The organism is Streptomyces roseoverticillatus, from assembly GCF_000719265.1.
Classification (GTDB): Bacteria; Actinomycetota; Actinomycetes; order Streptomycetales; family Streptomycetaceae; genus Streptomyces; species Streptomyces roseoverticillatus.
This window is the reverse complement of record NZ_JOFL01000019.1, coordinates 38,411-63,967: the sequence shown is the minus strand read 5'-3', so window position 1 is coordinate 63,967 and position 25,557 is coordinate 38,411. Positions and strand designations below refer to the sequence as shown.

General features: G+C 72.6%; 18 protein-coding genes and 1 pseudogene. 14 read left to right on the top strand and 5 right to left on the bottom strand.

Annotation, left to right across the window (positions count from 1 at the left end):
• The first annotated feature begins 83 nt into the window (after positions 1-83).
• Positions 84-1,211: a GuaB3 family IMP dehydrogenase-related protein gene (locus IF61_RS0122660; protein WP_030368342.1), complete on the top strand. Its 1,128-nt coding sequence runs from the start codon at positions 84-86 to the stop codon at positions 1,209-1,211.
• 91 nt (positions 1,212-1,302) lie between these two features.
• Here IF61_RS0122660 and IF61_RS0122655 read toward each other — a convergent pair whose 3' ends face one another.
• Complete coding sequence (locus tag IF61_RS0122655; protein WP_030368341.1) at positions 1,303-1,890, bottom strand: hypothetical protein; 588 nt, start codon at positions 1,888-1,890, stop codon at positions 1,303-1,305.
• A 152-nt stretch (positions 1,891-2,042) separates the two neighbouring features.
• Here IF61_RS0122655 and IF61_RS0122650 point away from each other — a divergent pair, with 152 nt between their 5' ends.
• Positions 2,043-3,194 carry a rod shape-determining protein gene (locus tag IF61_RS0122650; protein WP_030368340.1) on the top strand — a complete coding sequence of 384 codons (1,152 nt, stop codon included), beginning with the start codon at positions 2,043-2,045 and terminating at the stop codon, positions 3,192-3,194.
• 105 nt (positions 3,195-3,299) lie between these two features.
• On the opposite strand, the gene IF61_RS0122645 is transcribed toward IF61_RS0122650, so the two are convergent.
• Positions 3,300-4,571, bottom strand: a complete 1,272-nt coding sequence (locus IF61_RS0122645; RefSeq protein WP_030368339.1) for a nucleotide sugar dehydrogenase — start codon at positions 4,569-4,571, stop codon at positions 3,300-3,302.
• Between the two features lie 220 nt (positions 4,572-4,791).
• Here IF61_RS0122645 and IF61_RS0122640 point away from each other — a divergent pair, with 220 nt between their 5' ends.
• The 4 genes and pseudogenes from IF61_RS0122640 to IF61_RS37600 all read left to right on the top strand — a co-directional run bounded on the left by IF61_RS0122640 (position 4,792) and on the right by IF61_RS37600 (position 12,314).
• Positions 4,792-6,498: a glycerol-3-phosphate dehydrogenase/oxidase gene (locus IF61_RS0122640; protein ID WP_030368338.1), complete on the top strand. Its 1,707-nt coding sequence runs from the start codon at positions 4,792-4,794 to the stop codon at positions 6,496-6,498.
• 372 nt (positions 6,499-6,870) lie between these two features.
• Positions 6,871-8,796 carry a serine/threonine-protein kinase gene (locus tag IF61_RS0122635; protein WP_030368337.1) on the top strand — a complete coding sequence of 642 codons (1,926 nt, stop codon included), beginning with the start codon at positions 6,871-6,873 and terminating at the stop codon, positions 8,794-8,796.
• 137 nt (positions 8,797-8,933) lie between these two features.
• Positions 8,934-9,605, top strand: a pseudogene (locus IF61_RS37605) (hypothetical protein); the annotation flags it as partial.
• Positions 9,606-10,883: 1,278 nt separating this feature from the next.
• The gene (locus tag IF61_RS37600; RefSeq protein ID WP_078660415.1) at positions 10,884-12,314 is read left to right on the top strand and encodes a serine/threonine-protein kinase; all 1,431 of its coding nucleotides are present in this window, start codon (positions 10,884-10,886) and stop codon (positions 12,312-12,314) included.
• On the opposite strand, the gene IF61_RS0122625 is transcribed toward IF61_RS37600, so the two are convergent.
• Entirely contained in the window at positions 12,296-13,909 is a 1,614-nt protein-coding gene (locus IF61_RS0122625; RefSeq protein WP_030368335.1) for a class I adenylate-forming enzyme family protein, read from the bottom strand. The genes IF61_RS37600 and IF61_RS0122625 overlap by 19 nt on opposite strands.
• 139 nt (positions 13,910-14,048) lie before the next feature.
• On the opposite strand from IF61_RS0122625, the gene IF61_RS0122620 reads away from it, so the two are divergent.
• The 4 genes from IF61_RS0122620 (at position 14,049) to IF61_RS0122605 (ending at position 18,372) form a co-directional block, all read left to right on the top strand.
• The gene (locus tag IF61_RS0122620) at positions 14,049-15,251 is read left to right on the top strand and encodes an amidohydrolase family protein (RefSeq protein ID WP_043190248.1); all 1,203 of its coding nucleotides are present in this window, start codon (positions 14,049-14,051) and stop codon (positions 15,249-15,251) included.
• A 6-nt stretch (positions 15,252-15,257) separates the two neighbouring features.
• Positions 15,258-16,427: an acyl-CoA dehydrogenase gene (locus IF61_RS0122615; protein ID WP_030368333.1), complete on the top strand. Its 1,170-nt coding sequence runs from the start codon at positions 15,258-15,260 to the stop codon at positions 16,425-16,427.
• A gap of 2 nt (positions 16,428-16,429) precedes the next feature.
• Positions 16,430-17,488, top strand: a complete 1,059-nt coding sequence (locus tag IF61_RS0122610) for an acyl-CoA dehydrogenase family protein (protein WP_078660414.1) — start codon at positions 16,430-16,432, stop codon at positions 17,486-17,488.
• Between the two features lie 413 nt (positions 17,489-17,901).
• Positions 17,902-18,372 (top strand): ATP-binding protein, encoded by a 471-nt coding sequence (locus tag IF61_RS0122605; RefSeq protein WP_030368331.1) that lies wholly within the window; start codon positions 17,902-17,904, stop codon positions 18,370-18,372.
• Between the two features lie 244 nt (positions 18,373-18,616).
• Here IF61_RS0122605 and IF61_RS0122600 read toward each other — a convergent pair whose 3' ends face one another.
• On the bottom strand, positions 18,617-19,543 hold the full coding sequence (locus tag IF61_RS0122600) for a cyclase family protein (RefSeq protein WP_030368330.1): 927 nt from the start codon (positions 19,541-19,543) through the stop codon (positions 18,617-18,619).
• Positions 19,544-19,645: 102 nt separating this feature from the next.
• On the opposite strand from IF61_RS0122600, the gene IF61_RS0122595 reads away from it, so the two are divergent.
• The 4 genes from IF61_RS0122595 to IF61_RS0122580 all read left to right on the top strand — a co-directional run bounded on the left by IF61_RS0122595 (position 19,646) and on the right by IF61_RS0122580 (position 24,396).
• On the top strand, positions 19,646-20,557 hold the full coding sequence (locus tag IF61_RS0122595) for an SDR family oxidoreductase (RefSeq protein WP_030368329.1): 912 nt from the start codon (positions 19,646-19,648) through the stop codon (positions 20,555-20,557).
• A gap of 13 nt (positions 20,558-20,570) precedes the next feature.
• Positions 20,571-21,734, top strand: coding sequence for an acyl-CoA dehydrogenase family protein (locus IF61_RS0122590; protein WP_030368328.1), 1,164 nt, complete (start codon positions 20,571-20,573; stop codon positions 21,732-21,734).
• A 41-nt stretch (positions 21,735-21,775) separates the two neighbouring features.
• Positions 21,776-23,254 (top strand): aldehyde dehydrogenase family protein, encoded by a 1,479-nt coding sequence (locus IF61_RS0122585; RefSeq protein WP_030368327.1) that lies wholly within the window; start codon positions 21,776-21,778, stop codon positions 23,252-23,254.
• Positions 23,255-23,325: 71 nt separating this feature from the next.
• The gene (locus IF61_RS0122580) at positions 23,326-24,396 is read left to right on the top strand and encodes a Zn-dependent alcohol dehydrogenase (RefSeq protein ID WP_030368326.1); all 1,071 of its coding nucleotides are present in this window, start codon (positions 23,326-23,328) and stop codon (positions 24,394-24,396) included.
• 26 nt (positions 24,397-24,422) lie between these two features.
• On the opposite strand, the gene IF61_RS0122575 is transcribed toward IF61_RS0122580, so the two are convergent.
• Complete coding sequence (locus tag IF61_RS0122575) at positions 24,423-25,433, bottom strand: GlxA family transcriptional regulator (protein ID WP_043190333.1); 1,011 nt, start codon at positions 25,431-25,433, stop codon at positions 24,423-24,425.
• Between the last annotated feature and the right edge of the window lie 124 nt (positions 25,434-25,557).

Genomic DNA, 25,557 nt, shown 5'->3' with positions numbered 1-25,557 from the left:
GGAGCCCGCGACCGCTCAGGCCGCGGGCTCCGCCGCGTCGGGGATACTGGATGCGGCAGGACGTAGAAGGAAAGGCCACACACGTGACTGAGATCGAGATCGGGCGCGGCAAGCGCGGCCGCCGGGCGTACGCATTCGACGACATCGCCGTCGTCCCGAGTCGCCGTACCCGCGACCCGAAGGAGGTCTCGATCGCCTGGCAGATCGATGCCTACCGCTTCGAGCTGCCGTTCCTGGCCGCCCCGATGGACTCGGTCGTCTCGCCCGAGACCGCCATCCGGATCGGCGAGCTGGGCGGCCTGGGCGTCCTCAACCTCGAGGGCCTGTGGACCCGCTACGAGGACCCGGAGCCGCTGCTCGCCGAGATCGCCGAGCTGGACGAGACCGCCGCGACCAAGCGTCTGCAGGAGATCTACGCCGCCCCGATCAAGGAAGAGCTGATCGGGCAGCGCATCAAGGAGGTCCGCGACTCCGGTGTCGTGACCGCCGCCGCGCTCTCCCCGCAGCGCACCGCGCAGTTCTCCAAGGCCGTCGTCGACGCCGGCGTGGATATCTTCGTGATCCGCGGCACCACCGTCTCCGCCGAGCACGTCTCCGGCGCCGCCGAGCCGCTGAACCTCAAGCAGTTCATCTACGAGCTCGACGTGCCGGTCATCGTCGGCGGCTGCGCCACGTACACCGCCGCCCTGCACCTGATGCGCACGGGCGCTGCCGGTGTCCTCGTCGGCTTCGGCGGCGGCGCCGCGCACACCACCCGCAACGTCCTGGGCATCCAGGTCCCGATGGCGACCGCCGTGGCCGACGTGGCCGCCGCCCGCCGCGACTACATGGACGAGTCCGGCGGCCGCTACGTGCACGTCATCGCCGACGGCGGCGTGGGCTGGTCCGGCGACCTGCCCAAGGCCATCGCCTGCGGTGCCGACGCCGTCATGATGGGCTCCCCGCTCGCCCGCGCCACCGACGCGCCGGGCCGGGGCTTCCACTGGGGCATGGAGGCCGTCCACGAGGACGTGCCGCGCGGCAAGCGCATGAACCTGGGCACGGTCGGCTCCACCGAGGAGATCCTCACCGGTCCCTCGCACACCCCGGACGGCTCGATGAACATGTTCGGCGCGCTGCGCCGTGCCATGGCCACCACGGGCTACAGCGACCTCAAGGAGTTCCAGCGGGTCGAGGTGACGGTCGCGCCGTCGCAGCACGACAAGCGCTGACGTAAGCGCTGATGTAGGGCAGTTCACCGGAAGGGCCCGTACCGCTGCGGCGGTACGGGCCCTTCGACGTGCCGGGGCAGGGGTGCGGCCGTCAGCCGCCGAGCTTGCGGGCGGTCTGGAAGGCGCCCACGGCGCCGAGTATGAAGAAGACCGCGTCGATCGGCTCCAGGTATTCCTTCCACGCCTTGTTCAGCGCGTCGAAGTGCTCGGTGAAGACCTGGCTGACCGGGATGTTGGCGATGTCGCTCAGCTCCAGGGCGATGCCGAAGATCTGACCGAGGTAGACGCCGAGCATGCCGAGGAGCACGCCCACGACTGGAAGCGCCGTGTTGCGCCCGCCGGCCTTGCCGAGGGCGGCGCCGATCAGGGCGCCCGTACCGATGGCGGCGTAGCCGATCTGGCCGCCGTCGGAGGCCTTGAGGATCCCGCCGTAGATTCCGGAGCCGACGAGCATGGCCACGATGCCGAGGACCACGGCGAGCGCCGGATTGCCCCGGCGGACCGGCGCGGGCGGCGGCGGGAAGCCGCCGGGGGCGCCGTACGGCGGCGGGGGCTGCTGCCCGTAGCCGTAGGGCTGCTGGGGCTGGTGCGGCGGGTACGGCTGCTGCGGCTGCTGACCGTACGGGTTGTGCTGAGGCGGCTGCTGCGGGTGCTGCGGCTGCTGCCAGGGCTGGCTCATGGGTGATGTCCCCCGAATGTCTTTGGTGTTGAGTAAGGGCCAAGTAAGGGCCAAAAGGTATCAGCGTGCTACGACGGCAATCTGTTACCCACAGCGAGCGCGCGGCTGTGAACGCCGTATAAAAGTTCGACCGTAAGGAATAATGGCAACTTATGGCGCAAAGCAAGTCGTTCAGCGGCAGGGACATGGGGATCGACCTCGGCACGGCGAACACCCTGGTGTACGTGCGCGGGAAGGGAGTGGTGCTCAACGAACCGTCAGTCGTCGCCGTGAACGCGGATGACGGCGGCGTGCTCTCGGTCGGCTCCGAGGCCAAGGAGACCATCGGCCGGACCCCCTCGAACATCGTCGCGGTCCGGCCGCTGCGCGACGGCGTCATAGCCGACTTCGAGATAGCCGAGCGCATGATGCGGCACTTCATCAAGAAGGTCATGGGCAACCGCTTCTTCGCCCGCCCGCGCGTCGTGGTCTGCGTGCCCTCCGGCATCACCGGCGTCGAGCGGCGCGCCGTCATCGAGGCCGCCTCGCGCGCCGGCGCCCGCCAGGTGCATCTCGTCGAGGAGCCGATGGCCGCGGCCATCGGCGCGGGCCTGCCCGTCAGCGAGCCGACCGGCTGCATGGTCGTCGACATCGGCGGCGGCACCACGGAGGTCGCCGTGATCTCCCTGGGCGGCATCGTCACCGCCCGCTCCGTCCGTACGGCCGGCGACGCGATGGACGCGGCGATCATCTCGTACGTGAAGAAGGAGTACTCCCTCGCGATCGGTGAACGCACCGCGGAGGAGATCAAGATGAACATCGGCTCCGCCGCCCCGACGGGCTACTGGTCCGCGGCCGGGCTGGCCGCCCTCGCCAAGCAGCTGGAGAAGGACACCGGCCTGGAGGAGGTCGGCGGGGACCCGGAGGAGACCCAGGGCCTCAAGCCGCCGGAGCGCTGCACCATCCGCGGTCGCGACCAGGTCAGCGGCCTGCCGAAGACGCGCGAGCTGACAGCCGACGAGATCCGTCACGCGCTGTCGGAGCCCGTGGACGCCATCGTCATGGCGGTCCGCCAGACCCTGGACGAGACCCCGCCCGAGCTGTCCGGCGACATCATGGACCGCGGCATCGTCCTCACGGGCGGCGGCGCGCTCCTGCGCGGCCTGGACGTGCGGCTGAGCAAGGAGCTCGACATCCCGGTCATCATCGCCGACGACCCGCTGGACTGCGTGGCCGTCGGCACGGGCCGCTGCGTCGAGAACTTCGCGGCCCTGAGGACGGTCCTGGACGCCCCGAACAGGGCACTGGGGCTGGGGAGGCTGTAGGAGTTCCTGCGCGGGCACGGCAGCCTTGCACCATCTCAGCCCGTCCGGCGCTTGAGGACAGCGCCGTCAGGCGCTTCACCTGACGCACGCGCGGGGTTGCCGCACCTACAACCGGTGCCCCGCGCCAGCGGGAATCGCTCCGCGCGTGTCCAGCAGCAGCTGTGCCTTCACGGCAAGACCTTGCAGGTCGTACGTGCGGTGATGCTGCAGCAGCACCGTGAGGTCGGCCGCGGCCGCGGCCTCGTACACGCTGTCAGCCCGCGGCACCGGCCGCCCCATCACCCGCCACTGCGCCACGTGCGGGTCGTGGTAGCTGAGCTGGGCGCCCAGCTCCATCAGCCGTGAGGCGATCTCCCGCGCGGGTGCCCCCTGCTGATCGGAGACGTCGGCCTTGTAGCTGACGCCCAGGAGCAGCACCCGCGCGCCGCGCGCCGACTTGCCGTGCTCGTTGAGGAGCGTGGCGCACCGCTGGGTGACGTACCGCGGCATGCGCCCGCTGACCTCCTGCGCGACCTCCACCATCCGCAGCGGGTAGCCGAGGCTGCGCCCCTTGTACGAGAGGTAGTTCGGGTCGATGGGGACGCCGGGGCCGCCCACCCCGGGGCCGGGGCGGAACGCCTGGAAGCCGAACGGCTTGGTCTCGGCGCAGCGCACGACGTCCCACAGGTCGACGCCGATGTCGTGGCAGAAGACGGCCATCTCGTTGACCAGGGCGATGTTGACGTACCGGTAGTTGGTCTCCAGGACGCGGACCGCCTCCGCCTCGCGCAGGCCGCGCGCGCGGACGACCTTTTCGCAGACCCGCCCGTAGAAGGCGGCGGCGGCCTCCGTGCAGGCGGGGGTGAGGCCGCCGATGACCTTGGGGATGCCGGCGTAGCCGTGGTGCTTGCTGCCGGGGTCGACGCGGCTGGGGGAGTAGGCCAGGTGGAAGTCGTGGCCGGCGCGCAGCCCGGAGCCGGATTCGAGCAGGGGGCGCAGGAATTCCTCCGTGGCCCCGGGGTAGACGGGGGACTCCAGGAGCACGGTGGTGTGCGGGCGGAGGCGTACCGCGAGGGCGCGGGCGGCGGCCTCGATGGCGCCGAGGTCGAGGGCCCGGTCCTCGCCCAGCCGGGCGGGTGCGCAGATGACGGCGGTCCGCACCTTGCCGAGCTCGGCGTCGGCGGTGGTGGGGCGGAAGCCCGCGGCGAGCATCCGGCGGACCTCGGCGGCGGTGAGGCAGCCGTCGGCGCACTCGGGGGGCAGCCGGCCGGCGCGCAGCTCGGCGACGGTGTGCGGGTCGGGGTCGTAGCCGATGGTGTCGATGCCGGCGGCGGTCGCGGCCTGGGCGAGGGGGAGTCCGAGGTGGCCGAGTCCGATGACGGCGAGATCTGCGGGCATGGCGAGGCGGTCCTTCCCGGGGAGCCGGGGGTCTTCGGCACGCGTACGAGTTACATCAGGTTAAGCGGATATATGACTGTTATTCGGGAGCAACGCGGCCCGGGCTCGCTCCCCTGCGCCACCGGCGCGGCCAAACCGGCGGATCTGGGGCAGCATCGAAGGAGCAGCAAGCGAAGCGCGGAGACCAGCGGAGCAACCGGCGGCCGAAACGGAGGCAGCGGTGAGGACAGCGACACTCGGGCCGGACGAGCGCGGTGCGGCACTCGCCCGGATGGCGGAGCGGGAACTGGACGTCCTGGTCGTGGGCGGCGGCGTCGTCGGTGCGGGCACCGCGCTCGACGCGGCCACCCGGGGGCTGACGACCGGCCTGGTCGAGGCGCGCGACTGGGCCGCGGGCACCTCCAGCCGCTCCAGCAAGCTCATCCACGGCGGTCTGCGGTATCTGGAGATGCTCGACTTCGCCCTCGTGAGAGAGGCCCTCAAGGAGCGCGGGCTGCTGCTGGAGCGGCTCGCCCCGCACCTGGTCAAGCCCGTCCCGTTCCTCTACCCGCTGCAGCACCGCGGCTGGGAGCGCCTCTACGCCGGTACGGGCGTGGCGCTCTACGACGCGATGTCGGTCTCCTCGGGCCACGGCCGGGGCCTGCCCACGCACCGCCACCTCACCCGCAAGCGGGCCCTGCGTGTCGCCCCGTGCCTGAAGAAGGACGCCCTGGTCGGTGCGCTGCAGTACTACGACGCCCAGATGGACGACGCCCGCTACGTCACCACCATCGTGCGCACCGCCGCCGCGTACGGCGCCGACGTCGCCAACCGGGCACGAGTGACGGGTTTCCTGCGCGAGGGCGAGCGGGTGGTCGGCGCGCGGGTGCGCGACCTGGAACAGGGCGGAGAGTTCGAGATCAGGGCCCGGCAGATCGTCAACGCCACGGGCGTGTGGACGGACGACACCCAGAAGCTCATCGCCGAGCGCGGCCAGTTCCACGTACGGGCCTCGAAGGGCATCCACCTGGTGGTGCCCAAGGACCGCATCCACTCCACCACCGGGCTGATCCTGCGCACCGAGAAGAGCGTGCTCTTCGTGATCCCCTGGGGCAGGCACTGGATCGTCGGCACGACGGACACCGACTGGGACCTGGACAAGGCCCACCCCGCCGCCTCCAGCGCGGACATCGACTACCTGCTGGAGCACGTGAACTCCGTCCTGGCCGTGCCGCTGACCCGGGACGACGTGCAGGGGGTGTACGCGGGGCTGCGCCCCCTGCTGGCCGGCGAGTCGGACGCGACGAGCAAGCTCTCGCGCGAGCACACCGTGGCCCACCCCGTGCCGGGGCTGGTGGTCGTGGCGGGCGGAAAGTACACCACGTACCGCGTGATGGCCAAGGACGCCGTGGACGAGGCGGTGCACGCCCTCGACCGGCGCGTGGCCGAGTGCGTCACGGAGGACGTGCCGCTGGTCGGCGCCGAGGGCTACAAGGCGCTGTGGAACGGGCGCGCCCGGATCGCCCAGCGCACCGGCCTGCACGTCGCCCGCGTCGAGCACCTGCTCAACCGGTACGGCTCGATGGTGGACGAGGTGCTGGAGCTCGTCGCCGCCGACCCGTCCCTGGGCGACCCGCTCACCGGCGCCGAGGACTATCTGCGGGCCGAGGTCGTCTACGCCGCCTCGCACGAGGGCGCGCGCCACCTCGACGACGTCCTCACCCGCCGCACCCGGATCTCGATCGAGACGTTCGACCGCGGCACGCGCAGCGCCCGGGAAGCCGCCGAGCTGATGGCGCCGGTGCTGGGCTGGGACCGCTCCCAGGTCGAGAAGGAGGTCGAGCGCTACGAGAAGCGGGTGGAGGCGGAGCGCGAATCGCAGCTGCAGCCCGACGACCTGACGGCCGATGCGGCACGTCTGGGGGCGCCGGACGTCCAGCCCATCTGATGCCCTGTCGGCGGTTTTCGGCGGGTACGTAACCTCTGGGACGGCAGCGTCTGATGAGCATCATGTGACAGCTCCGACGCGCCGGGAACCGCCCTGTCCGAAACCGGGTCCTGTAAAGGCAACGGACCCGTGTGACACCCGGTGCCGGTGCCGCGCCGGGCGCCGCTCGGCCGCCGCGGCGCAGGTCGGCCAGGTCAGCGCGGCGGCGGTGCGGCAACGGCCGCCGTGTGCCGGGCGGAGGGCGCCGGGTGGCGGGTTGCCCGTATTGTCCACAAGCCCGTGGACCCTGGCCTTCCGCCGGTCTGTGGATGAGAGACAATGGTGGCTCTGCCAGGGTCGGTTGGTCGCAGAGCTGATTGCCAGAGGGGACGCATGTCGGAGGCGGAGCAGACGCAGGGCACGGCAGGGCGCCTCCTGGCCGGGCGGTACCGCCTCGGGGACGTCCTCGGCCGCGGCGGCATGGGTACGGTCTGGCGGGCGAGCGACGAGACCCTCGGCCGCACGGTGGCCGTCAAGGAACTGCGGTTCCCGGCCAACATTGACGAGGACGAGAAGCGACGCCTCATCACGCGCACGCTGCGCGAGGCGAAGGCCATCGCCCGGATCCGCAGCGCGGGCGCCGTCACCGTCTACGACGTGGTGCACGAGGACGACCGCCCGTGGATCGTCATGGAGCTCATCGAGGGCCGCTCGCTCGCCGACGTCATCCGTGAGGACGGGCCGCTGAAGTGGCGGCGCGGCGCCGAGGTCGGCCTCGCCGTCCTCGACGTGCTCGGCGCGGCGCACCGCCAGGGCATCCTGCACCGTGACGTGAAGCCGTCCAACGTGCTCATCGCGGACGACGGCCGCGTCGTCCTCACCGACTTCGGCATCGCCCAGGTCGAGGGCGACCCGTCCGTCACCTCCACCGGCATGCTCGTCGGCGCCCCTTCGTACATCTCCCCCGAGCGCGCCCGCGGACACAAGCCCGGCCCGCCGGCGGACCTGTGGTCCCTGGGCGGCCTGCTCTACGCGGCCGTCGAGGGCGTCCCCCCGTACGACAAGGGGTCGGCCATAGCGACCCTCACCGCCGTGATGACCGAGCCGCTCGGCCCGCCGAAGAACGCCGGCCCGCTGGCCGAGGTCATGTACGGGCTGCTCGCCAAGGACCCCGAGAAGCGGCTCGACGAGGCCGGCGCCCGCGCGCTGCTCACCGACGCGGTCAACGCCCCCGACGAGCGCCTGCCTCCCAAGCGGCAGCCCTCGTCCCGTGACCTGGACGCGACGCAGGCCATCGCCGTTCCGCCGATACCGGAAGCGGCCGTGCCCGCCGCTCCCGCCAGGCCCGCGTCCAAGCCCCCGGCTTCCCCGGTTTCCTCGGCGAACCGGCCGGGCGCGTCCGCGGGCCGGCCTTCGGACGTCCCGCCGGCGCACGGCTCGCCCTCCGGCGCGATGCCCGGCGTCCCGCCGCGTGCCGCGGAGGCCACGAAGTCCACCACCCGTCAGTTCTCCGGCGGCGCGGCCGGCGGACCGGGTGCCACGGGCGGCAGCCTGCTCGGCACCCGGCAGGGCGGCGGCGTGCGAAGGCCGATCCTGGAGACCGTGCCGCGCCGGACGCTCGTCGTGGCCGCGGTCGTCGTGGTGCTGGCCGTGCTCGGCACGGTGCTCGCCTTCGCGCTGAGCGGGGACGACAGCAGCGGCAAGGAAGGCAAGAAGCAGGGCAAGTCCGTGTCGGGTCACGGAGCCCCCGGCAAGGCGGGCGGGGAGCCCCAGGTGATCAAGTCCCAGTCCGCCGCAGCCGTCTCCGGCGGCAAGGACAAGGACGAGGACGAGGGCGAGGACAAGAACGCGGATGCTGCCGGATACCGGCACCTCCAGAACGACGAATACCACTTCGGGATCTCCATCCCGCAGGGCTGGAAGCAGACCGGCACCGCCGGCGAGCACTCGGGCGCCATCTACAGCGCCTCCGGCGGTTTCCCGCGCGTCCAGGTCGACTTCGGCGCCGAGCCGAAGGGCGACGCGGCCAAGGCGTGGCGTGACGCCGAAGCCGGCGACAAGGGCAGCATGCCCGGCTACAAGGGGCTCTCGATCCAGGAGATCAGCGGCTGGGCGGGTCACGACTACCCGACCGTCGCGGACTGGTCGTTCGAGCGCGACCAGAACGGCAAGCGCGTCCAGGTCCTCAACCGGGGCTTTAAGGTGGACGACGAGCACGGCTACGCCATCATGATCACGTGCGAGAAGGGCAAGTGGGGCGACGCCGACTGCCGGTCGCTGCGTGACACGGCCTTCAGGACGTTCTCGCCCGAGGACTGAACTTCGCGAGTGCCGGCCCGGCGGGCCTGAAGCTCGCGGGGCTGAACCTCTTTTCGGCGATACGGGCATCCGATCGGCGATACGGGCATCCGAAACCCGAGTGACCCAGGGGAGCGGATTTCACTCGACGGACGGGTGTGACGGGGCGGACGCCACCCGGTCGATCCACTGAGCGACGTACTGAGCCGTACGCGCCCGAAGGGGTGGGTTCGGCACGTATCGTGAGGTGCCATGGACGGTGCGCAGCCGCAATAGGCGGCCGATTGACCGCTGTTGGCGGTTGTCCGGGCATTCGGGCGAGGTGTGGATCGCGCGCTTGGGGAGGCGTCGTGGACGACTACGCGGGTCGGATCCTGGCCGGCCGGTATCGCCTTCCGTTACCGCCCTCCGACGTGTTCGAGCTCGTCGAGACCCGCGCCTTCGACACCTTGAGCGGGCAGGAAGTCCTCGTCCGGCAGATCCCGCTGCCGGAAGTCGTGGACGCGGAGGTGGTGGACGCCTCCGGCGGCTGCCCGGGCCAGGGCCCCGGCCCGGCCGCCCACGGTGCACGGCGTACGGGGAGGGGGCCCGCTGACGATCCCGCGGTGAGCCGTGCGCTGGCCGCGGCCACGTCCGCCGCGCAGGTGCCCGACCACCCCCGGCTCGACCAGGTCTTCCACGTCTTCGCCGAGGGCGGCAGCCTGTGGGTCGTCAGCGAGCTCGTCCCGGCCCGCCCGCTCGCCGCGCTCCTCGCCGAGCGGCCCCTCTCGCCCCACCGCGCCGCCGAGGTCGCCGCCGACGTCCTCACCGCTCTGCGCGCCCTGCACGCCCACGGCTGGACCCATCGCAACATCACCACCCGCACGGTCCTCATCTGCGACGACGGCCGCGCTGTCCTCACGGGCCTGGCCGCGGGCGCGGCCGAGGAGGCCTTGTGCGGCTACAACCCCGTTCCGGAGGGCATTGACCCGCCCACGGGTGCGAATGGCGGGATGGGCGCGATCGGCGGGGCGGGTGTGAACGGCGGGACCGGCCCGAATGCCGGGGGCGGAATGCCGTCGCCGCGGCGGGCGGCTCGTGGGGCGGCGGGGCGACCGGGGACGCCGGGACAGCCGGGCGGCCTGGCTCCGGGTGGGGCGGCGGGCGACGGCCGGACGCCGGGCGGTGCCCCTCGGGGAGCCGGTGGGGGACGGCCCGGCGCCGGCTCGGGTCTTGGCCCGGGCGCGGGCTTTGGCAGCGGCCCTGGCTCCGGGTTCGGCGGGGGCTTCGCGCCGCGTGGGAACGTGCCGGGCGGGAGTGCGCCAGGAGGAAGCGCGCCTGGGCGAAGTGCGCCTGGTGGCCCGGCCGCGCCGCGGGCCGGCGGGCAAGGAGCGGCCAGGCCGTCGCCGTCGCCGTCCCCGTACCGGGATCAAGGGACCGCGGGAGGCTTCCTTCCGCCGGGCGGCCCCCGGGCATCGGGGGAGCCCTGGCCGCCGCTCAACTCCCGGCTGTCGGCGGGTGAGCAAGGCGCGGGACGCCCGGGCAGGGGACAACCGGGCGGGCAGGGAGCCGGCCCCGGAGCCGGGCAGCCGGGCTCACAGGCCGGGCCCCGGCGGGTGCGCTCTTCGGCGATCGCCGCCTATCGTGCGGGCGCCGCCCGGGCCGCCGCCGCCCGCGCGGCCGGGGACGACGGTCCGCCCGCCACCCCCACCGGCTCGTCCACCTGGGGCGGTGGCAGCGCCGCCAGCGGCGCGGCCCCCACTCCCGCCCCTTGGGCCGGCCCCGACTCCCCCCACGGCACCTCCTCCGGCCGGAACCGGCCGCCGGGCCCGCCCGGAGCGCGCAGCGGCCCCGCCGGACCGGGGAACGCCGCCCGGCCGGACGTCCCCGAAGTGAAGCTCCCCGGATCCACCGCCTCCTGGCCCGTCTTTCCCGGGCTGACCGCACCCCCTCGCTCCGCCGCCCCCGGCCCGGCCCCGGCCCCGCCACCGGGCACCCGCCCCGGAGCGGACAGCGGAGCTGTCCATGGCGCCGGCAACGCAGCCCCGCCCCCACCCTCATCCCCACGCGCGTCGCAGAGCCCGGCGAAGAGCCCTCAAGGCAGCCCTGAAAGCAGCCTCTCCTCGACTGTGCCCGTCCCCGGCAGCGAATCCGCCGGTAAGCCACCCGCCGCCTGGGGAGCCGCGGGGCAGCAGCCCGCCGGAGCCCTCGCTGTCGAGCGCGCCCGCCAGGCCCGGATGGTCGTCGTCGGCGCCGTCACCGAGCGGTGGGCCCCGGAGCAGGCCTGGCCCGTACAGGAGAGCTGGCAGCTCGCGCCCCCCGTCGGCCCCGCAGCCGACCTCTGGGCCCTCGGTGCCCTGCTCTTCCGCGTCGTGCAGGGGCACGCCCCGTACCCGGAGGACAGCACGGCCGAACTGGTCCGGCTCGTGTGCGTGGAGCCCCCCGCCTTCGCTGAGGAGTGCGGCGCCCTGCGCCCCGTGGTCGAATCCCTGATGCGCAAGGACCCGGCCGAGCGCCCCGAGTTCGAGGAACTCCGCGGCTGGCTGCGCTCCCTGATCCGCTCCGCGCCGGAACCGGAGCCCGGCGGCCGCACCCTCACCGTGCCCGACACCGCCCCGGACACCCCCGCTGACCAGCACCGGCTCCCGGTCGTCCGCCGCAAGGGCGAGCTGGTGCGGCGCAGGCGCGGCCGCCCCATCACCGCCGTGGACACCGCGCCGGCAGCGCACGGCCGCCACAAGAAGACGGCCAGGGACACGGCTAAGGACAACGCCCCCGCCCCCCGCTCCGCCACGCCCCGCACCGGGCACCTGCAGGAGCAGCGCGGCCGCCCGGCCCGCTCGGCGTTCGGCCTCGGCCGGCTGCTGCTCGGCCTGGTCCTGCTGCTCCTCATCGGGGCCGCGCTGTACGCGATGCTGTTCATGCCGCGCGCCGAGGACAGCGCGGGCCAGGCCCGCGCGGACCGCAAGGGGTCGGCCGGTGCGCGCAGTGCCGCACCCCGGGACCCGGGCACCGCCGGCACACCGGGCGGGCCCGAGGCGGCGGGCGGGTCCGGCGCCTCGGGCGGGGCGACGGCGGAGGAGCGGATCACCGAGTCCGACGGCGCTGCCAAGGGCTTCACCCTGCGCAAGGACCCCAAGGGGTTCACCGTTGCGGTCGCCAAGGACTGGCAGCGCCGCGGGGAGAACGACCGCGGGCAGGTCGTCTACGCGGGCGGCGAGTACCAGCTCGTGGCGGTCCCCGGCCGGGACAAGGTCGCGGAGTTCGGCAGCGACCCGATGGCCTACCAGCAGAGCAAGGAGCCCGAGCTGGAGGCCTACCGCTCCTCCTCGTGGTCCGGCGCCAGTGGGCTGCGCCGTATCGACGTCGGCGGGACGGCGTCGGCAGAGGGCACGTTCAACTGGAACGACAGCAGCGGACGGCAGGTCTATGTGCGTAACTCCGCCACCATCGTGAACGGCCGCTACCACCTGCTGCAGGTGATCGGGCCGATGAACGAGCAGCGCTCGGTGGACCGCTTCTTCGAGCAGGCGGCGGCCACCTACAGGGCGGGCGGCTGAGCGGACCGGGCGAAGCGCTCGCGCAGCTCGTACTTGAGCACCTTGTGCAGGGTGTCGTCGCGGGGGAGCCGTCCGACCAGCTCCAGCTGCTCGGGGATCTTGTGTACGGACAGCCCGGCGTCCGCCAGGTGGGAGGCCACTTCCCCGAGCGTGAGCCGCGGTGCTCCGGGGACCTGCTGGACGACGGCGCAGACCCGCTCTCCGCGCACGGGGTCGGGCAGCCCGATCACGGCGGCGTCGTCGATGAGCGGATGGCTCCGCAGGAGCTGTTCGACCTCTTGCGCGGAGATGTTCTCGCCTTTGCGGATGATGACGTCCTTGGCGCGGCCGGTGATGACGAGGTGGCCGTCGGCGGTGAGGCGTCCCAGGTCGCCGGTGAGGAGGAAACCATCGGTGTCGAAGGCGCCGGCGGTCTGGGCGGGGTCGAGGTAGCCCCGGCAGACGGCCTCGCCGCGCAGCCGGATCGCGCCCTCGGCGCCGGGTGGTACCGGTGCCCCGTCGGTGTCGGTCACCCGGATCTCCATGCCCGCGGGCGGCCGGCCCTCAGTGCCGGCCAGGTGCTCCGCCGTGTCCTCCGGATCCCCCATCGTGATCATCGGGGCTTCGGTCATGCCGTAGCCGTGCACCAGTGGGCATCCCAGCTCGCGGGCGACGTCGTGGTGCAGTTCCGGTGGCCTGGGCGCGCCGCCGCCCGCCAGGAGCCGGAGGGTGGGGAGCAGCCTGCGTCCGGGCTGCCGGCGCTGTTCGGCGAGGAACATCGCGTAGAAGGCGGTCGAGCCGCCCGCGACGGTGACTCCGTTGCGGCGGTAGGCGCCGAGCGAGCCGGGCAGGGAAAAGTGCTCCACGAGGAGGGCGGGGAAGCCCCGCAGGAGCAGCATGACGGTGTAGTCGGGCCCGGCGACGTGCGCGTAGGGGAAGGCCATCGACCCGACGTCGTCCGGGGTGAGGCGCAGGGCGGCGGCCAGGTGGCTGCCGGCGGCGATGAGCCCGCGGTCGGTGTGCAGGGCGCCCTTCGGCGCGGCGGTGGTGCCGGAGGTCCAGTAGATCCAGCGGACGCCGGTGCCGTCGGCGGGCGGGGGCGGGAGGTCCGCGGGGTCCCCCTCGGGCAGGGCGTCGTAGGCGGTGAGGACGAGGGGCGGCGCGGGGAGCGCGAGGGCGAGCCGGTACGCCATGAGGCTGTGGTCGAAGCCCCGCCACACGCCGGGGACGGCGAAGAACCCGGCCTCGGTGGCCCGCAGGGCGTGGCCGGCCTCGCGGTCGCGGTAGTAGGGGATGAGCGGCGTCTGGACGGCGCCGAGGCGGGCCAGTGCGAAGGCCAGGACGACGGTCTCGATGCGGGTGGGCAGCTGCCAGGCCACCCGGCTGCCGGGGCGCACCCCGAGCCCGTACAGCCCGGCGGCGGTGCGCTCGGCGCGCTCCCGCAGCTCGCCGAACGTCACCGTGCGGTCTGCGGTCCCGGCCGGGTCGGGTCCGGCCCCGGGGTCCGGCTCGTCGGCCTGGATGAGGGCGGGGGCGCCGGGGGTCAGGTCCGCGCGGCGGTCGAGCAGTTCCCACAGAGTGCGGGAGGCGGACAGGTCGTCGGCGGTACCGGGCATGGCAGGACCTCCGGCATGAACTGACGAGGCGTCAGGTAGTGCGGCGAAGCGTAGGCCGTCACTCCTTGCCGGTCCAGGGGGTGCGGGCTAGCCTCAAAACTGACAGACCGTCAGTTCGGCTGCCGGACCCGGGAAGGCCTTGATGGAACTGCCCCGCATCGTCAGCGTCGACGACCACGTCATCGAACCCGTCCACCTCTTCGAACGCTGGCTGCCCGCCCGCTACCGCGACCGCGGCCCCCGCCCCCTGACCACCGGCATCGGCCGGCTGGAGTACACCGGAGGCAGGTACACCGTCGCCATGGACCCCGACGGGCCGCCCGCGGACTGGTGGATCTACGAGGACCTCGCTTCCCCCTACAAGCGCGTCATCGCCGCCGTCGGCTTCGACCGCGACGAGATGACCCTGGAAGGCATCACCCGCGCCGAGATGCGCCCCGGCTGCTGGGACCCGGCGGAGCGCCTGAAGGACATGGATCTCAACCACGTCGAGGCGTCGCTGTGCTTCCCGACCTTCCCCCGCTTCTGCGGGCAGACCTTCGCCGAGGCGCACGACAAGGAGGTCGCCCTCGCGTGCGTGCGCGCCTACAACGACTGGATGGTCGAGGAATGGTGCGGCGACAGCGGCGGGCGCCTCATACCCCTGTGCCTCATCCCGCTGTGGGACGTGGACCTCGCCGTCGCGGAGATCCACCGCAACGCCGCCCGCGGCGTACGGGCCGTGACCTTCAGCGAGCTCCCCACCTGCCTCGGCCTGCCCAGCATCCACACCGGCTACTGGGACCCCTTCTTCGCGGCCTGCCAGGACACCGGCACCGTCGTCAACATGCACATCGGCTCCTCCTCGCAGATGCCCGCCGCGTCCCCCGACGCCCCGCCCGCCGTCCAGGCGACCCTGTCCTTCAACAACGCCATGGCATCGATGGCCGACTTCCTCTTCAGCGGCGTCCTCGTCCGCCACCCCCGGCTCACCCTCGCTTACAGCGAAGGCCAGATGGGCTGGATCCCCTACGCCCTGGAGCGTGCCGACGACGTCTGGCGGGAGCACCGCGCCTGGGGCGGCGTGCGTGACCTCGTCCCCGAGCCGCCGTCCACCTACTACTACCGCCAGGTCTTCTGCTGCTTCTTCCGCGACAAGCACGGCATCGACGCACTCGACGCGGTCGGCCGCGACAACGCCACCTTCGAGACCGACTACCCCCACGTCGACTCGACCTTCCCCCGCACCAAGCAGGTCGCCCTGGAACACGTGCGGGGCTTGGACGACGAGACCGTCCGCAAACTGATGCGCGGCAACGCCATCCGGATGCTCGGCCTGGACCTCGACCCCATGGGCGGGTGAGCCGCAATGGACCTCACCCTCACCAAGGAAGAGGAGGACTTCCGCGACCGGCTCCGCGCCTGGCTGCACGACACCCTGCCCCGGCTTCCCCCCGAACCCCCCGCCGAGGACTGGCCCGCGCGCCGCGCCCACGACTGCGCCTGGCAGCGCGCCCTCCACGACGCCGGATACGCCGGCCTGCACTGGCCCGCCCACGCCGGCGGTCAAGGCGCCACCCCCACCGAGTACTTGATCTTCATCGAGGAGACCGAACGCGCCGGAGCACCCTACGTCGGCGCCAACTTCGTCGGCCTCCTCCACGCCGGCCCCACCATCGCCGCCGAAGGGACCGCCGCCCAGCGCGCCCGCTGGCTGCCGCCGATCCTGCGCGGCGACGAGATCTGGTGCCAGGGCTTCTCCGAACCCGACGCCGGCTCCGACCTGGCCTCGCTGCGCACCCGGGCCGTCCGCGACGGCGACTCCTACGTCGTTACCGGCAGCAAGATCTGGACCTCCCACGCCGAGGTCGCCGACTGGTGCGAACTCCTCGTCCGCACCGACCCCGCGGCACCCCGGCACCGCGGCATCTCCTGGCTCGCCCTGCCCATGAACGCCCCCGGCGTCACCGTGCGCCCGTTGCGCACCCTCGCCGGCACCACCGAGTTCGCCGAGGTGTTCCTCGACGAGGTGCGCGTGCCCGTCACTCACCGCGTCGGCCCGGAGAACGACGGCTGGCGCGTCACCATGGTCACCCTCTCCTATGAGCGCGGCACCGCCTTCGCAGGCGAGGTCGTCGCCTGCCGCCGCACCCTCGCCCGCCTCGCCCGCACCGCCCGCGCCAACGGCCGCTGGGACGACCCCGTCCTGCGCCGCCGCCTCGGCCGCCTCCACGCCGAGTTCACCGCCCTGTGGCGGCTCGTCCAGTGGAACACCAGCGAGGCCGCCCACGCCGCCCGCACCGGGGGCCACGGGAACCCGGGACCCGGGGCGTCCGTCTTCAAACTCCGCTACTCCCAGGCCCGCCAGAAGCTCTACGAAGCGGCCGCCGAGGTACTCGGACCGGAGTCCCTGGACACCCGCCACGAGTGGACGGCGCAGCGCCTCTCCTCGCTCTCCTACACGATCGCCGCAGGGACCTCCCAGATCCAGCGGAACATCATTGCCGAGCGCATCCTCGGCCTCCCCAGGGGGCGATGACCATGGACTTCCGCCTCACCGACGACCAGCGCGCCCTACGGGCCGGGATGCGGGGCCTCCTCGCCGCCCGGTACCCCCGCGAGCGGTTGCGCTCCCTGGCCGACTGCCCGGGCGGCCCGCCGGCACCGGACCGGGACCTCTGGCAGGCCCTCGGGGAAGCGGGTTTCTTCGCCCTGCGCCTCGCGGAGCAGGACGGCGGCGCGGGGCTGGGGCTCCCCGAGGCAGTGCTCCTCTTCGAGGAGGCCGGACGGGCCCTGTTGCCCGGGCCGCTGGTCGCCACCCAGCTCGCCGCCGGGCTCGTGCCGGGAGCGGCCGAGGGGGCCTGTCCCGTCACCGCCCTGGACCGGCCGGGAACGGCCGAGCACCTCGCCTCGGCGGAAGCCGTCCTGCTCCTCGACGGCCGGGCCGCCCGGGTCCTTCGCGCACGCCCCGGCGGCGCCCCGCGGGCCCTGCGGGCACGGCCCGCGCGGTCCGTGGACCCCACGACGCCCCTGCACCTCGTCCGGCAACTGCCCCGGCCGCCGGACGGGACCGCCGCCACCGTGCCTGCCGATGCTCCCCGGCTGTGCCGGGAAGCGGCGCTGCTGACCGCCGCCCAGCAGCTCGGGAGCGCCTTCCGGACGGTCGAACTGGCGGTCTCCCATGCCCGGCGCCGCTCCCAGTTCGGACGCCCGGTCGGTGCGTTCCAGGCCGTGCAGCACTTGTGTGCGGAGATGCTCGTCCGGGCCGAGCTCGCGCGCGCCGCGGTCTATGCCGCGTCGCTCGCGGCCGAACCGGAGGGAACCGCTGAAATCGCCGCCGCCAAACTGCTCGCTGACAGTGCAGCCGTACGCAACGCTCGTGACTGTCTGCAAGTGCACGGTGGCCTAGGGTTCACCTGGGAGGCAGACATTCATCTGCACCTGAAACGTGCCTGGCTGAGGGCCAGTCAATGGCAGTCGGCAGCCGATTCCGAGGAATTGCTTGCGAATACCCTTCTTCGCGAGGCTTCACACCTACCGGAGGGGCCTCACGCGAGTGATGCAACGGATGTTCTGGACGCAGAGAATGTCACGGCGTAATCGTCATGGATGAAATTCCGGGTATGTCATGCCGAACCGCTCACAGCATGTCGATATCAGGCTGTGTCCCGGACGTTATTCGTCACAGGCCGGAGTCGGGTCCCGGCTCGGGTACTCTCCCTTGGATGCGAGAGGTTCAGAAGCGCGGCGAGGCGTCTGTGGCCCATGTGGCGGCGCCGGGCGTGCACATGTCTGATGCTCGTCCCGGAACGGGTCGCAAAGACCCTCGGTGTTCGAGTCTCCTCAGCACGCGTCGCACAGTATGCAGCAGCCCTACTCCTTTGCGCCGGAATATGCCCGAAGCGCTTGTTGGGGTGACTGTGCGTCAACCATGCTGTCTCGGAAGGCGATCACGTTCCGTGGTCCCTCGGAGACGCGAGGCGTTGTGTCCGCCGGTACGGATGGTGTGAGCGGTGCAGGTGCTTCAGATGCAGATGGAGGTCCGGGCCGACCCCGCGGAAGTGGGACGGGCCCGCAAGTGGGCGAGGTCGCGACTGGCCGGTTCGGGGATAGGCGTCGATGAGCCGCTGGCCGAGACGCTGATCCTGCTGATCTCCGAGCTGGTCACCAACGCCGTCGTCCACACCGGCTGCCCGGCCGTGCTGCGCATGCTCTTCCCGGGTGCCGGCGCGGGAGTGCCCGGCGCAAGCGGGGGCACCGTCCGTGTCGAGGTCGCCGACATCAGTGCTCGCCCGCCCCGCCGCAGGTGCGCGGGCGGCGAGGACACCGGCGGGCGCGGCCTGGAGCTGGTCGACGGTCTCGCGGACCGCTGGGGCTGGCAGGCAGAAGGCAGCGGCAAGCGCATCTGGTGCGAGGTCGACCGCGGTGGCTCCACATGGGCCGGCGCTTTCGACGCGCCGCGCGCCGTCATAAATCGGGCTTAATCGACAACGTCCAGACCAGGTGTTGACGTGAAGTGTCCACGTGATCACCCTTGGACGCAGCGATTCGTTGCGAGGGGACGTCGAGAGGCCCGAGTTCACCGGGCTGCTCGGCGAGTACGGGTCGCGATCCGGCGCAAGAACAGGGCTCCAGCGCCGGAGCCGGCGGCGACGCGCGGTGCCTTGCTCGGGTGCGTATCTGCACGTCGCCGCCCGCCCACGTCTGCCTCGCCCGCGTATGCCTCGCTCACAGCACGGCGACCGGCGCTACGGGCGCGCCCACCGCCCCCTCGAAGGGCTCGGGTGTTGCCGTCAGCAGGAAGGCGTAGCGCCGCTCCTCCGCGCAGGCCGTGGAGAGCTCCTCCAGGTTCCAGTTCTGGCCCTGCATCATCCCCATCTCGACCAGGTGGAGCGCGTGCACCGGCAGCCAGAGCCCGTCGATCTCCGGCGGGAAGACCTCGAAGCAGAGCGTGTCATTGGCGACGGCCGCTACGTCGCGCACATGGAACCACTCGGGCGTCCGGACCGACAGCCCGGGCGACGCACTGCCGTACGCACGGCGGTCGCCCGCAAGGTAGCGCTGCATGTGCCCGGTGCGGACCACCACGACGTCCCCCGGTCCCACGGAGACCGCCCCCATGTCCTCCGCCGCCTCCAGATCCTCCGGGGTGACGGCATGCCCGGGGGCCATGCGGTCCACGCCCCGGGCGCGGGCCACGTCGAGCAGCACCCCGCGCGAGACGATGTGCCGGGCCTTCTCGATGCCGCTGAAGGATGCGTGCGCATGGGCGGTGATCGAGTCCGCCGGCCGGCCGTTGTAGATCCTGCCGCCGTGGGAGACGTGCGGCAGCGCATCCCAGTGGGTCCCCGCCTGGAGGCCCATGGTGACGGTGTCATCACTCGTGGCCACTGATCCCGGAGCGAACTCCTCCCGGTTGACCGAGGTCATGGTGTGCAAGGGGTTGATCCTGCCGGGGATCAGACCGGTCTGGATCCCGCGCTGCCGCAGGGGCACGGCCAGGGCCACCCTCCGGCCGGTGAGTACGGTCGCCGCCGCTTCGCGCACAACGGCGTCGGTGATGAGGTTCAGGGTGCCGATCTCATCCCTCTCGCCCCAGCGGCCCCAGTTGTTGACCCGCTTGGCGATCTCGTGGAACTCCGCCGGCAGTGGCATGGACGTCCTCCCCGGATCGGTCCCTGTGCGGGGCTTGTGCCTTCGCCTGCCCTGTCCAAAAATCTAACGGACCGTCAGATAGAGCGGGAAGGGGCGTGCGCCGTGGAGAGCTTCTTGGCGGGAAAGGTGATCGCCGTCACCGGGGCGGGGCGCGGCATCGGCCGCGCGGTCGCCCTCGCCTGTGCGGCCGAGGGCGCAAAGGTCGTGGTCAACGACTACGGCGTCGCCATCGACGGTGCCGCGCCCACGAGCGAGGTGGCCGCCGGCGTCGTCAAGGAGATCGAGGCGGCGGGCGGCGAGGCCGCCGCCGTCGCGGACGACGTGTCGGTCATGGCCGGCGGGCAGCGGATCGTCGACACGGCCCTCGCCCGCTACGGGCGGCTCGACGGCGCCGTGTGCGCCGCGGGCATCCTGCGCGAGCGGATGCTCTTCAACATGACGGAAGAAGAGTGGGACCCCGTCATCGCCACGCACCTCAAAGGCACCTTCACCGTCTTCCGCGCCGCCTCCGCCGTCATGCGCCGCCAGGGGCACGGCACCCTCATCGGCTTCACCAGCGGCAACCACCAGGGCAGCGTCGCCCAGGCCAACTACTCCGCCGCCAAGGGTGGCATCATCTCCCTCGTCCGCAGTGCTGCCCTCGGCCTGCACAAGTACGGGATCACCGCCAACTGCGTCGCCCCCGTGGCCCGTACCCGCATGTCCGCCAACGTGCCGGTGGACCTCAAGGAGATCGGCGACCCCGAGGACGTCGCGGCTCTCGTCGTCTACCTGCTCGGCGAACAGGCCCGCGACGAAGGCATCACCGGACAGGTCTACACCGTGGCCGGTCCCCGGATCGCCGTGTGGGCCCAGCCCCGCGAACTGCGCGCCGTCTGCACCGAAGGCCCCTGGACACCGGACAGGATCGCCGACCTGCTGCCCCGCACGATCGGCACCGATCCCATGCCGATGCTCGCCCACCTGGAGGCGATGGCCGAGGCTGCCGCCACCAAAGCCCGCCCCAACGCATGACGGGGAGCCACTCATGGACTTCTCCTTCGGGCCGGACGACGAAGCCCTCCGGCAGGAAGCGCGGGCCTGGCTCGCCGGCCACCTCGCCGTGGATCCGTCACCCACCGCAGGCCGCGCCTGGGAGCGGGAACTGGGCGCCGACGGCTGGATCGGCCTCGGCTGGGACTGCCCGTCCGGCACCTACGGCAATCGCACCGCACCCCTGACCGGGCAGGTCGTCTGGGCCGAGGAGTACTCCCGCGCCCGTGCCCCGGCCCGCCTCGGCCACATGGGCGAGCACCTCCTCGCCCCCACCCTCATCGCCCACGGAGACCCCGCCCAGCGCTCCCGCTTCCTCCCCGCCATCGCCCGCGGCGAGGAGATCTGGTGCCAGGGCTACAGCGAACCCGGCGCGGGGTCCGACCTCGCCGCCGTACGCACCGCCGCCGTCAGGGACCCCGGCAGCCGCACCTACCGCATCACCGGCCAGAAACTGTGGACCTCCTTCGCCCACGAAGCCGACTGGTGCTTCCTGCTCGCCCGCACCACCGAGGGCTCCCGCCGGCACCACGGCCTCTCCCTCGTGCTCGTGCCGATGGACCAGCCCGGCCGGATCGAGGTCCGGCCGATCCGGCAGCTCACCGGCGGCGCCGACTTCAACGAGGTCTTCTTCGACGGAGCCGAGGCCCGCACCGACCATGTGCTCGGCGGCGAGGGAAACGGCTGGCGGGTCGCCATGGACCTCCTCGGCCGGGAGCGGGGGCCGGCCACTCTCGCCCAGCAGATCGGCTTCGCCGAAGAACTCGCCCGCATCGTCCGCCTCGCCCTGGAGACCGGAGCCGCAGCGGAACCGGCGGTGCGCGACCGGCTCGTACGGCAGTGGGCAGAGCTGCGGACCATGCGCTGGACCGCCCTGCGGGCCCTGGGCGGCACGGACCTCCCCGGCGCACCCAGCGTCGCCAAACTGCTCTGGGGTAGCTGGCACCAGCGCCTCGGCGAACTGGCCGTGCAGGTACAGGGCCCGCCCGCCGCCGTCGGGCCGCACCGCTGGAGCGACGAACGCCCGTACGAACTCGACGCCCTGCAGCGCCTGTTCCTCTTCTCGCGGGCCGACACGATCTACGGCGGGTCGGCCGAGACGCAGCGCACCATCATCGCCGAGCGCGTGCTCGGCCTGCCGAAGGAGCCTCGTCCATGACCGCGGATGACATGACGGCGGACGACATGACCGCGGGGGACATGACGGCGTACGGCACGAAGAAGTACGGGAACTGGATCGGCGGGTCGTGGCGCACGCCGGAAAAGGGTCACTATCCAGTTGTCAATCCGGCGACCGAGCAGGTCGTCGGGGCGGCGCCGGAGGCGACCCCCGCCGAGGTCGCCGCCGCCGTGACCGCCGCGCAAGCCGCGCAGGACGGCTGGTCCCGTACGGACCCGCGCGAGCGCGCGGCCGTACTGGACCGGACAGCGGAACTGATCGGTGAACACGAAGCGGAGCTCCTGCCCCTGCTCCAGGCCGAGACGGGCGCGACGGCGCGCGTCACCTCGACCCTGCAACTGCCCGTGGCGGTGGACCGCTTCCGCCGCTACGCCCGGGGAGCGGTCGAGCCGGCGGTCCTCCCGCTCGCGCCGCACCCCGTCCAGGGCAGCCCGCTCGCACCCGGCGGCCTGATGGGCGCCGCCGCGGTCCGACGCCCCGTGGGCGTCGTCGCCTGCATCACCTCCTACAACTTTCCGCTCGTCAACCTCGTGGGCAAGCTCGCGCCCGCCCTGGCCATGGGAAACGCCGTCGTCGCCAAACCGGCGCCGCAGGACCCCCTGTGCTGCCTGTCGCTGGGCCCGATCCTCCGGGAGGCCGGCCTCCCGGACGGCGTCTTCAACATCGTCACGGGCTCGGGTCCGGGCACGGGGCAGGCGCTGGTGTCCCACCCCGGCATCGACATGATCAGCTTCACCGGATCCACCGCCGTCGGAAAACAGATCGCCGAAGCCGCGGGGAGGTCGATGAAGCGCACCCTTCTCGAGCTCGGCGGCAAGGGCGCGGCCATCGTCCTGGGGGATGCCGACCGTGACGTGCTCAAGTCGGCTATACGGGCGGTCGGTTCGGTCTGGTCCTTCCACAGCGGACAGATCTGCACGGCGCCGACCCGGGTGCTCGTACAGCGCGCGCTGTACGAGGAGGTCGTCGCCGGTCTTCAACGTTACGCGCGAACGCTGACCGTCGGGGACCCTGTGGATAACTCGACGGTGGTGGGCCCGCTGATCTCCGCCGCCCAGCGCGACCGGGTGGAGGCGTACATCGCGCGGGCCCGGTCGGAAGGCGCGCGCATCGTCGCCGGCGGCACCCGCCCGGACATCAAGCCCGGCTTCTACGTCGCCCCCACCCTGATCGCCGACGTCGACCCGCAAAGCGCCGTCGCCCGCGAGGAGTTGTTCGGTCCCGTCGTCGTCGCCCTCCCCTTCGAGGACGACGAGGACGCTGTACGCATTGCCAACAGCACGTCCTACGGCCTCCACGACTACGTGTTCAGCGCCGACGCCGCCCGCGCCTGGGCCGTCGCCGCCCGCCTCCGCAGCGGCAACGTCGGCATCAACACCGTGCAGCGGCACCCCGAGACGCCCTTCGGCGGCTTCAAGGAGAGCGGCGTCGGCCGGGACGGCGGTTCGTTCGGACTGCACGCCTACAGCGAACTCCAGTCGGTCGTCTGGGCCTCCTGAGCCCGCGAACCCATCCACAGACCCGGTCCGGCCCGCCCCTGTTCCTTCCGACTCGCGAGAGGACCCCAGCCGTGCGAGGCGTCATCTTCGACGGTAAACAGCCCCTGGTCGCCGACGATCTGGAGGTCCGGGAGCCCGGCCCCGACGAGGTCCTGGTCTCCGTTGCGGCCGCCGGGCTCTGCCACAGCGACCTCTCGGTCGTCGACGGCACGATCCCGTACCCCGTCCCCGTGGTCCTCGGGCACGAGGGCGCGGGCGTGGTCCAGGCGACCGGCCCCGGCGTCGCGCACGTCGCGCCCGGCGATCACGTGGCGCTGTCGACGCTCGCCGCCTGCGGTGTCTGCAGCGAGTGCGGCAGGGGCCGCCCGACGATGTGCCGCGAATCGATCGGCAAGCCCACCCGGCCCTTCACCCGGAGGGGTGAGCGGCTTTTCCACTTCGCCGCAAGCTCCGTCTTCGCCGAACGCACCGTCGTCAAAGCCGTCCAGGCGGTGAGGATTCCCGAGAGCATGCCGCTGACCTCGGCGGCGTTGATCGGCTGCAGCGTCCTGACCGGCGTCGGCGCCGTACTCAACCGTGCCCGCGTCCGCCCCGGCGAATCCGTCGTCGTCATCGGCGCCGGCGGCATCGGGCTCAACGTCCTGCAGGGCGCCCGCATCGCCGGGGCGTCGGTCGCCGTGGCCGTCGACACCGACCCGCGCAAGGAAGCGGCAGCCCGGCAGTTCGGCGCCACCCACTTCGTCGACGCCTCCACGTCCCCCGGCAGCCCGGCGGCCGTGCGCGAGATCCTCCCGGACGGCGCCGACCACGCCTTCGAATGCGTCGGCCACACCGGGCTCGTCCGGCAGGCGGTCGACCTCCTCGGCAGGCACGGGCAGGCGGTGCTGCTCGGCGTACCGCCCGCCGGGGCCGAGGCGTCCTTCCGCGTGGACTCCCTCTTCCTCGACAAAGCGATCCTGGGCTGCCGCTACGGCTCCTCGAGTCCCCAGTGCGACATCCCCCGCTATGCCGGGCTCTACCGGGAAGGACGCCTTCTCCTGGACGAACTCGTCACCAGGACCTACCCAGTCGAGGACTTCGCCCGCGCCGCGGACGACACCCTCCACGGACGCGTCTCCCGCGCCGTCCTCACGTTCCGCTGACCGGCCGCTGCCGAGGCCACCGCTGGTCAGCGTCGGGAGGCGACTGTCACCGCACGGAACGTGCGCCGGTAGGCAGTGGGGGACACGCCGAGCGCCGCCTGCAGGTGCTGCCGCATCGAGGCGGCCGTGCCGAACCCGGCGCTCCGCGCCACCTGGTCCACGGACAGGTCGCTGTCCTCCAGCAAGTGCCGCGCTCGCTCGACCCGCTGCTGGGTCAGCCACTGGCCCGGGCTGATGCCGACTTCCTCACGGAAGCGGCGCGTGAACGTCCGGACGCTCATGGCTTCCTGCTCCGCCATGTCGCGCAGCTGGATCGGCTGCTCCAGCCGCCCCAGGGCCCAGGCGCGCGCCCCCGTGGTCGTCGCGAGCTGAGGCTCGGGCACCGGCCGCTGGATGTACTGCGCCTGGCCGCCGTCGCGGTGCGGCGGGACGACGCTGCGCCGGGCAACCTCGTTCGCAACGGCGGTGCCGTGGTCGCGCCGCACGATGTGCAGGCAGAGATCGATGCCGGAGGCCACCCCGGCCGAGGTCAGCACGTCGCCGTCGTCCACGAAGAGCACGTCGGCGTCCACGCGCACGGAGGGGAACATCCGCTGGAAGCGCTGCGTGCTGGACCAGTGCGTGGTGGCGGGCCGCCCGTCGAGAAGGCCTGCGGCCGCGAGGACGTACGAGCCGGTGCAGATCGACACCATGCGCGTGCCGGGACGTATGCGGGCCAGCGCACCGGCCAGTTCGTCGCCGAGCCGCCCTTCGTCGTACGGCGGACCGAACTCGTACGAGGCGGGGACGACGATCGTGTCGGCCTCGGCCAGAGCCTCAGGGCCCAGGTCGACGTTGATGGAGAAGTCGGCGTCGGTGGGGACCGGCCCGGCGGCCAGCGCGCAGGTCACCACCTCGTACAGCGGATCTCCGGACGAGGTCGTGGCCTTGCCGAAGATCCGGTACGGGATGGAGAGCTCGAAGGGGATCACTCCGGCCAGGGCGAGGATGGCGACCCGGTGCGGAGGGGCGTCGGGATGCTGGTCGGAGCGGGTGATCCTGCTGGTCCGCGTGGTCTGCTGCGTCAATTCCCGTTCACCCCCGAAGCGTTCCGTTTGCCCGCCCACGACATTCCCCCCGTCTCTCCGGCGCGTGCAAGAGCCGTTTTCGTCACCTTACGGC